Annotated in this window: 4 protein-coding genes; 2 read left to right on the top strand and 2 right to left on the bottom strand. The window is 51.0% G+C overall.

Translation table 11 applies throughout. The features are described 5' to 3' along the window. Window positions 1–40 precede the first annotated feature (40 nt). On the top strand, window positions 41–1,300 hold the full coding sequence (locus K2G41_RS09290) for a hypothetical protein (RefSeq protein ID WP_300117578.1): 1,260 nt from the start codon (window positions 41–43) through the stop codon (window positions 1,298–1,300). A 119-nt stretch (window positions 1,301–1,419) separates the two neighbouring features. Continuing rightward, window positions 1,420–2,808 carry a right-handed parallel beta-helix repeat-containing protein gene (locus K2G41_RS09295; protein ID WP_300117579.1) on the top strand — a complete coding sequence of 463 codons (1,389 nt, stop codon included), beginning with the start codon at window positions 1,420–1,422 and terminating at the stop codon, window positions 2,806–2,808. 300 nt (window positions 2,809–3,108) lie between these two features. On the opposite strand, the gene K2G41_RS09300 is transcribed toward K2G41_RS09295, so the two are convergent. After that, complete coding sequence (locus K2G41_RS09300) at window positions 3,109–5,730, bottom strand: carboxypeptidase regulatory-like domain-containing protein (protein ID WP_300117580.1); 2,622 nt, start codon at window positions 5,728–5,730, stop codon at window positions 3,109–3,111. A gap of 27 nt (window positions 5,731–5,757) precedes the next feature. Beyond that, entirely contained in the window at window positions 5,758–6,603 is an 846-nt protein-coding gene (locus K2G41_RS09305; protein WP_300117581.1) for a GLPGLI family protein, read from the bottom strand. Window positions 6,604–6,927 lie beyond the last annotated feature (324 nt).

Here is a 6,927-nt window from a genome sequence, read left to right on the forward strand (position 1 = left end):
GTGGATGCAAATATACACAAAATTTAGTAATTTTGCGCCCATGCGCTACCTTCATATCTTAATATTGTGTCTTGTACTGCTGACAGGGTGCGGCAATGACGAGGAATTTGTGATCAACTGCGAAATCCGTGGCCTTGGCTCGACGGGTGTGGAGATGTATTACACCACGCGCTCGCTGCAGCATTCGGCCTTTCATCCTGTCGATGGTAAGGTCACCCTGCGCGGTGTAGCGGCTGACCCGACGCTTGTTGAGGTCTTCACGATGGACAATGAGCCTCTGTTTGCATGTGTGGTCAGCAACGGTGACCATATCAACGTGAAAATGGATCTCGAAAATCCATCGACCCTTAAAATCAAGGGTAACGATGCCTCCGAACAGCTCGGCAGCTTTGTGGCGGCAAATGATTCATTGTTGCGTAGCGGTGATGTAGCGGCTATCAACCGCCTCGTGGCCGATGTGGTGCGCGATTATCCTGACCGCATATCATCAGCAGCCTTGCTTGTGACACGTTTCTGCGCACGAGGTTATGAACTTGAGGCGGACTCGCTCATAAATATACTGAAACCTTCCGCGAGAGCCAATTGGGTCATGGGCGCATATCCCGGACTTGTCGGTGAGCAGGTCTCGTCAGCGGCCCGCGGTAATGTCAGGTCGATGACCATTCAGACGGGACGCTATGAGGGGCGCGACACCATGATCCACTACTGGCCGTCGAACCAAAGCTATAGCCTCATAGTGGTTACCGGCCAAGGGAAGGGCGACAGTGTGCGCAGTGTGCTCAAGGATCTGACGGCCAAGCTTCCTCTCCGCAGATTCAAGGCTCTTGAGATCGCCGCTATGGGCGACAGCAGTTCATGGGCTGCTTCGGTCGGACGCGATAGTGCCGAATGGATACAGGCGTGGCTGGCCGGAGGCGTGGCCGCCCCTGTCATTAATTCACTTCAGATTCCTTCCGTGCCGTTCTTTATCGTTGCTGACAGTACCGGTAAGCAGATTTATCGCGGTTTCTCTGTCAAAGTGGCTCAGGATACGATCACTAAGCGTCTCGCGCAGTTCATGAAGGAGTATAAGGATTCGGTCGGTGGCGATGAGAAGCCGGTGGCCGCTCCTGCGACACCCGAAGCGAAGCCCGTCCCCGCTAAGCCATCCTCTGCCGCTCCGTCGGCTGCCAAACCTACATCCGTGAACCGGTCCGGATTACGCCGACGTGCGGAACTCCCTGACGGCGACCGCCCTGAGCGCGTGACCGATAACAAGATAAAGACCGTCAAGAAAGCCGACGCGAAAGCTATAAATTAGACCGGCCGGCTACAGACCCGGCTTCAGGGTGCTTTATGCATCACGCGGGCAATAAGGAGGGGATTTTATCGTTGATAGATAGTAGATAACTACTTATCAGTATCTCTTTTGATTTTACGATGAAAACACTCCTCCGCATAATTTTTGCTTTCGTAGTCCTTTCGGCTTTTTCAGGCTGTATAGAGGACGGTATCGACAATTCACCCTCGGCCCAGCCCGAATTTTCGGTGGATACTCTCCGCCTTGGTGTCGTGTTTACTGACCAGCCTACGCCTACAAGCCGTTTCATGGTCTATAACCGCCACGACAAGATAATCAGTATCAGCAATATCTCTCTGCGTAATCCCGACGGAGCGTTCCGCATCAATGTCGATGGCTTTTCGGGCTCTACATTCTCAAATGTGGAGATACGCCCTAACGACTCGATCTATGTATTTGTCGAGGCGACATTGCCCGCTAATGGAGTCCCCTCGCTAACCGATCTGAATGAGATGATTGATTTCACGACCAACGGAATCACCCGTAGTGTCGTGATCAATGCTTCCGGACAGGACGTGGAGCGTCTGCGTGGAGTCATCGTCGAAAGCGACATGCGTCTCGACGCGGCATATCCTTATCAGGTATTCGACTCGCTCATTGTAGCTCCCGGTGCGACGCTTACAATCCCCGAAGGCGTGACGCTTCACTTCCACGACAAGGCTTTCATGCGAGTGGAGGGGACTCTGATAACACAAGGAACTCCGGAACGTCCCGTCAACATGGCCGGTGACCGTACGGGCAACGTCGTGGCCAATATTTCATTTGATCTCATGGCCTCGCAGTGGGAGGGGATAGTGTTTGCTCCCGAAAGCCGGGGCAATTCCCTCAGCCATACGGTGATCCGCAATACCGTCAGCGGAGTCGTGGCCGATTCGCTCTCGCAGGTCACTATGCTCAATTGCCGTCTGCGCAACAGTGCGGGCTATTCGCTTGTGGGCCGCTATGCCGACATCACCCTGACCGGATGTGAGGTGGCGGAGGCGGCTGACGGTGTCATGGCTCTCGTGGGGGGCAAGGCACGTATTGCAAACTGTACGTTTGCCAACTATTATCTATTCGCGGCACTGCGCGGTGCGGGGGTGCAGCTCTATCATCTCAATGCCGATAACGACGTCGAGTCAGGGATGCCCTACATGGATGCTGATTTCACTAACTGTATTTTCTATGGCAATGGCACGGATTTTTACCCCTCTGACCTGACGGGCAGCGCGGTGACGGTGCGCCGTTCGCTACTGAAGAGCAACGGAAGCGATGACGCGAATTTCATAGATTGCATCTGGGGTGAGGATCCTCTCTACTTCACTGTCCGTTCGGACTATTATTTCGATTACCGCCTCCAGCCCGAATCACCTGCACGTAATGTCGGCTATGCCGCTTTCGTGCCTGCCGACGGTGAACGTGACTTCTATGGAGTCGAGCGCGGAGCAATGCCCCATCTCGGAGCTTATCAGGCGGAGAAAACGGAGTAGGTAACCGTCCCGTCAATCATCCATAGGCACGACAATCATTGCTGATGATTGTGTGATGGACACCTATTGCGGTATGATAATATAAATTGGTTTGTAGGGACGCGGCGTGCCGCGTATGCCGAATGAAATAGTTACAGCCCAAACTTCAGGCTGCTGTATTCTATCCGGCATACGCGGCACGCCGCGTCACTACAATGCATTGAGGTTCAGATGATTTGTTGCTTGGAGTAGTTGCTGATTACTCTTATAGGGATACCTGAATCGTTGGTTGATACTCTCAGGCTCTAAATATCCGGTCTGTCAGAAAGAATATTTCAGGGTGACTAAAAATTCAATCGGGCGGAGGGTGAACGAGTAGCTGTAGAGATCGGAGTCGGAGAAATAGCTGTAGGAATAACTACGGCTGTTTGTAAGATTCTTTCCGCTCAACTCTAAGTCGAAATGTCCGGCGTGATACCTCACGCCCGCCCCGAGAAAGAAACAATCCCTCGTGCCGCCTTGTCCCACGGTTGCCTGATTCCAGTAGATCTGCGAATAGATCTCGAACGCGCTTACCGGATGGACTGACAGCGAACCTTGCGCAATGATGTCGTTAAGATCACTGCGCATACCGAGAGCGGTTATTTTCTGGACTGATGACTTGTACCACGCGCTGACGGCCAGATCTACCGCACCGTTGAATGGCGTGCTGCTTATAGCCCCGTGGAGGGAATAGATGATGTTTCCCACCCGATATGGATTCTCCTGTCTCAGGATTTTCCGCCGGATTGAATTGACGTTTCCGTCCAGTGTGAATGTGGTGCGCCACGGACGCACGTTTTTCGACAGTGTAAGCCCTAAGTTCAGCATGTCGCTGCGGTTGCGGCTGTTCGCCACGAGTGAGGAAACCTCGTCCGGAGTTACGTTGCTTCCAGTGATGCGGTTATTGTGACCTGAACGGTAAAGCCCGGTGAAAGTTATGAAGACAGCCTTTATCGGATCACGGAAATAGAGGTTCGTGGCCGCGCTGTAGCTCTCGCTTTCGTTCAGCAGGCCGGTGCCGAATGTGGTTCGTTGCCGGTATGTGGTATAGACGGGATTGGTGATGAAGTCGCGGATGTCGCCGAGCCGGGTGTTGCGCGACAGGGTCAGTGAACCGCGAAGGCGCGCGGTCGGTTTGTAATTGACGGTCGTCCTCAATCCGAAGTCTGTCTTGTTGACGGGATATTTCTTATCCGTCAGCCGGTCGGAAAACTTCATGGTCGTCAGTGTCAGCGGCAACTGAACCTTGACGTTGAAACGCACGTCGGGCCTGTAGGTGTAGTGAGGTTCTAAAACAGTCTTCAGGTCATAGCCTCTTATATCGTTGGCGAAGCCCGATGATCCGGCGGTGAAACGGGATTTGAACGTATCGTAGGCCGAATCGAAATTCAGATTGACTCCGAGGGTCGATACACCGGCCAGCGTCCATGCATAGCCTATCTTCTCCGATGTCGTGAATGCAAGCGCGCTTCCCCGCTGTACCAGTGTGGAAGTCGCGTCACCACTTGCATTTATGCGGCTGACAGGTGTGTTGACCACGGCGATATTTGAATTGAACGAGACTATGTTGCGCCCGCTGCGGAGGGTCATGTCGAGCGTATTGGCGAAATTATAGTCATCGGTGCGCGATGTCTGCCTGACGTCCCCGGAATTGAATATCGAATAACTATTGTCGGCGAAGCGTCCGCGAAACGAGAATCTGTCCCCGATGAAGCGCGTCGGGGCATTTTCCTCGATCTTCATGCTGAACTTTGCTTCCTGCGAACGCGGTCGGCTCTCCACTCTCTCGTAGAAATTTATTGCAGGATCTTCGCTGTTGGTGTAGGTGATCGATTCAGTGTTGATCGTCCGGTTATCCTCGTCAGTGTAGTCTGCCGTGAAGTTGAGTTTGCCATACTGCCCCGTCTTGCTTATGGTATTGACGGAGGCCGTCACCGCCCTGTTGTCAAAATATCTTTCCGACGGGATCTTCGCGCTCCCGAACGGCATATCACCGTAGAGCTTGCTTGCGATAGAGGCCTCGTCTCCCGGCTCTGTGATCAGCGATCGGGTCTCGTTGCTGTAGGAATTTCCCCAGTTGTTGGCCTTTGCGGTGACAAGTACCTGCATCGAGGGTGCTATGAACATCCCGAACCCTTCGCCGAGCCATTTCATGTCGCCGTTGTCATCGCCTCCCGCGCCTCCTTTGACGTTGCCGATTGGCTTCAGCATACTTTTCTTCTTCATTTTTAGATTGAGGGCGGCTTTGTTGGAAAAATCGACATCTTTCAACACCTGTTTGGGCTGATGGTTCTCATAGATATCGACAGCAAGAATATCGTCGGGCGAGATGTTGCGTGTGGCGATCGTGTAGCGTCCTGACACTACGTCGAGCCCTTCGATATAGAAGCGGTTGATTCTCTCGCCGTTATACGAGATTCCGCCCTTGTCATCGACATCCACACCGGGGAGTTTTTTGATCACGTCCTCGATATTACGGTCGGCTTTGCTCCGGAACGATGCGACATCGTATGTCAGAGTGTCGCCCCGACTCTTTATGGGAGGTATCTTCACCACCACCTCTTTCAGTTCGAGCGGTGCTTCATCGAGGACGACTTTCATGCCGTCCTTCACGCCGTCGATGGTGAGGGTTTTTGTCGAGAATCCGAGGAACGCAAAACTGACCTTCCAGTCTTTACCGGGAACTCCTGTGAAATTGAGCTTGAAATTACCCTCGCTGTCTGTCGAACAGAATGCCACGGTCTTTCCGTTGCTGTCCGACATTTTCACCACAACTCCCACAAGCGGTTCGCCGGCCGCATCATCAACCCGGCCACTCACTTTCCAAGGGACAGCAGCCCATACTGCGGCAGATAGCAGTATCGCCAGCAGTATGATCGATATGCGTGGGATGGAGAGCATGGTGCTATAAGTTTTTTGATCTGTGTTTCAGTCTTTCTCTACCGGATTGTAGAACAGACGGCGTTTGGTAGGGGTGAAGGGACTTCCATCGGGATTTACCGCTGCCGGAAATTCATTGTCGAGAAATGCCACTACATCGGTTTTATAATCAAACATGGTTTTATTGAATGTCTTTCGGTCCGTTGGCATCATGAGAGACCATGCATTATAACCGAAGTTCCGGGTGTTCTTCCTCAATTGTATCGCTTCAAATACATGCTCCTTATCGGTATCCTCGATTTTTAATATTAGCCCCGGTAGTCCTCCGAATTTCAGAGGTCCGTTGTCAACCGGGATCTCTTCACTGTACCAAGCGATCCATTTCCTCCCCCTGAACTCAGTGGTAGCTTTGCTGCACTTGTAACCGCATATTTCATCGGTCTCATCGGAATATGTCCAGTTGAATGTCGGGATATTCTCTTCATAGACATAGTGATCCGTGAATATAGTCTCAAAGTGTTTCAGTTTTCCCGAATTGAAGTCCTTGAGCGTCTCTGTGAATGAAACGCTTCCGATCCGTTTGCGTAATTTATCATAATCGTTCTTGCTGATACCTGCCGGATAGTCAGTTGCGATTATTGAATCCTTGACATATTTTGGATAGGATCCATACCGGCTTGCTTTGCGGCCGATTTCAAGAATCTCGTCATCTATTCTTGTCTCATTAAAAAATGGATCGTGGGTGCAATGCTCATAGACACACTCCAAGAAGCTCGTATCAACTGTTTGCCTTTTGCCAAGACGTGCAAGCTCTGAATCATTGGCATTGTCTCTGATAGTCTGTGCATGGACGTTGAAGGACGAGACAAACAGAATGATTAAGGTCTTAAGCAAAATTCTCATATCTCAGTGATTTTTAGATTTATGATTTGGCAAAGATATAGAATAGTAATATATAATGCAAATTTAGTGGTGGGATTTAATGCAGAAAAATAGTAACGAATAATATATTATTAAACAATCACGGTAGAAATGTGAATTGTAATTTCAATTAAGAAAACCTTGAAAACTATAGACACCCTTCGTAATATATAGCAGCAGTGTCAAAATTGACAAATTTCCGAATGTAGGGACGCGGCGTGCCGCACAGCTGTCCGGGGAAAATTTTAACAATTGCTCCTAATACGTAAATTTTCAATGTGTTAGGAGCAATATTTG

The organism is Duncaniella sp. (assembly GCF_029056165.1).
Taxonomy (GTDB): domain Bacteria; phylum Bacteroidota; class Bacteroidia; order Bacteroidales; family Muribaculaceae; genus Duncaniella.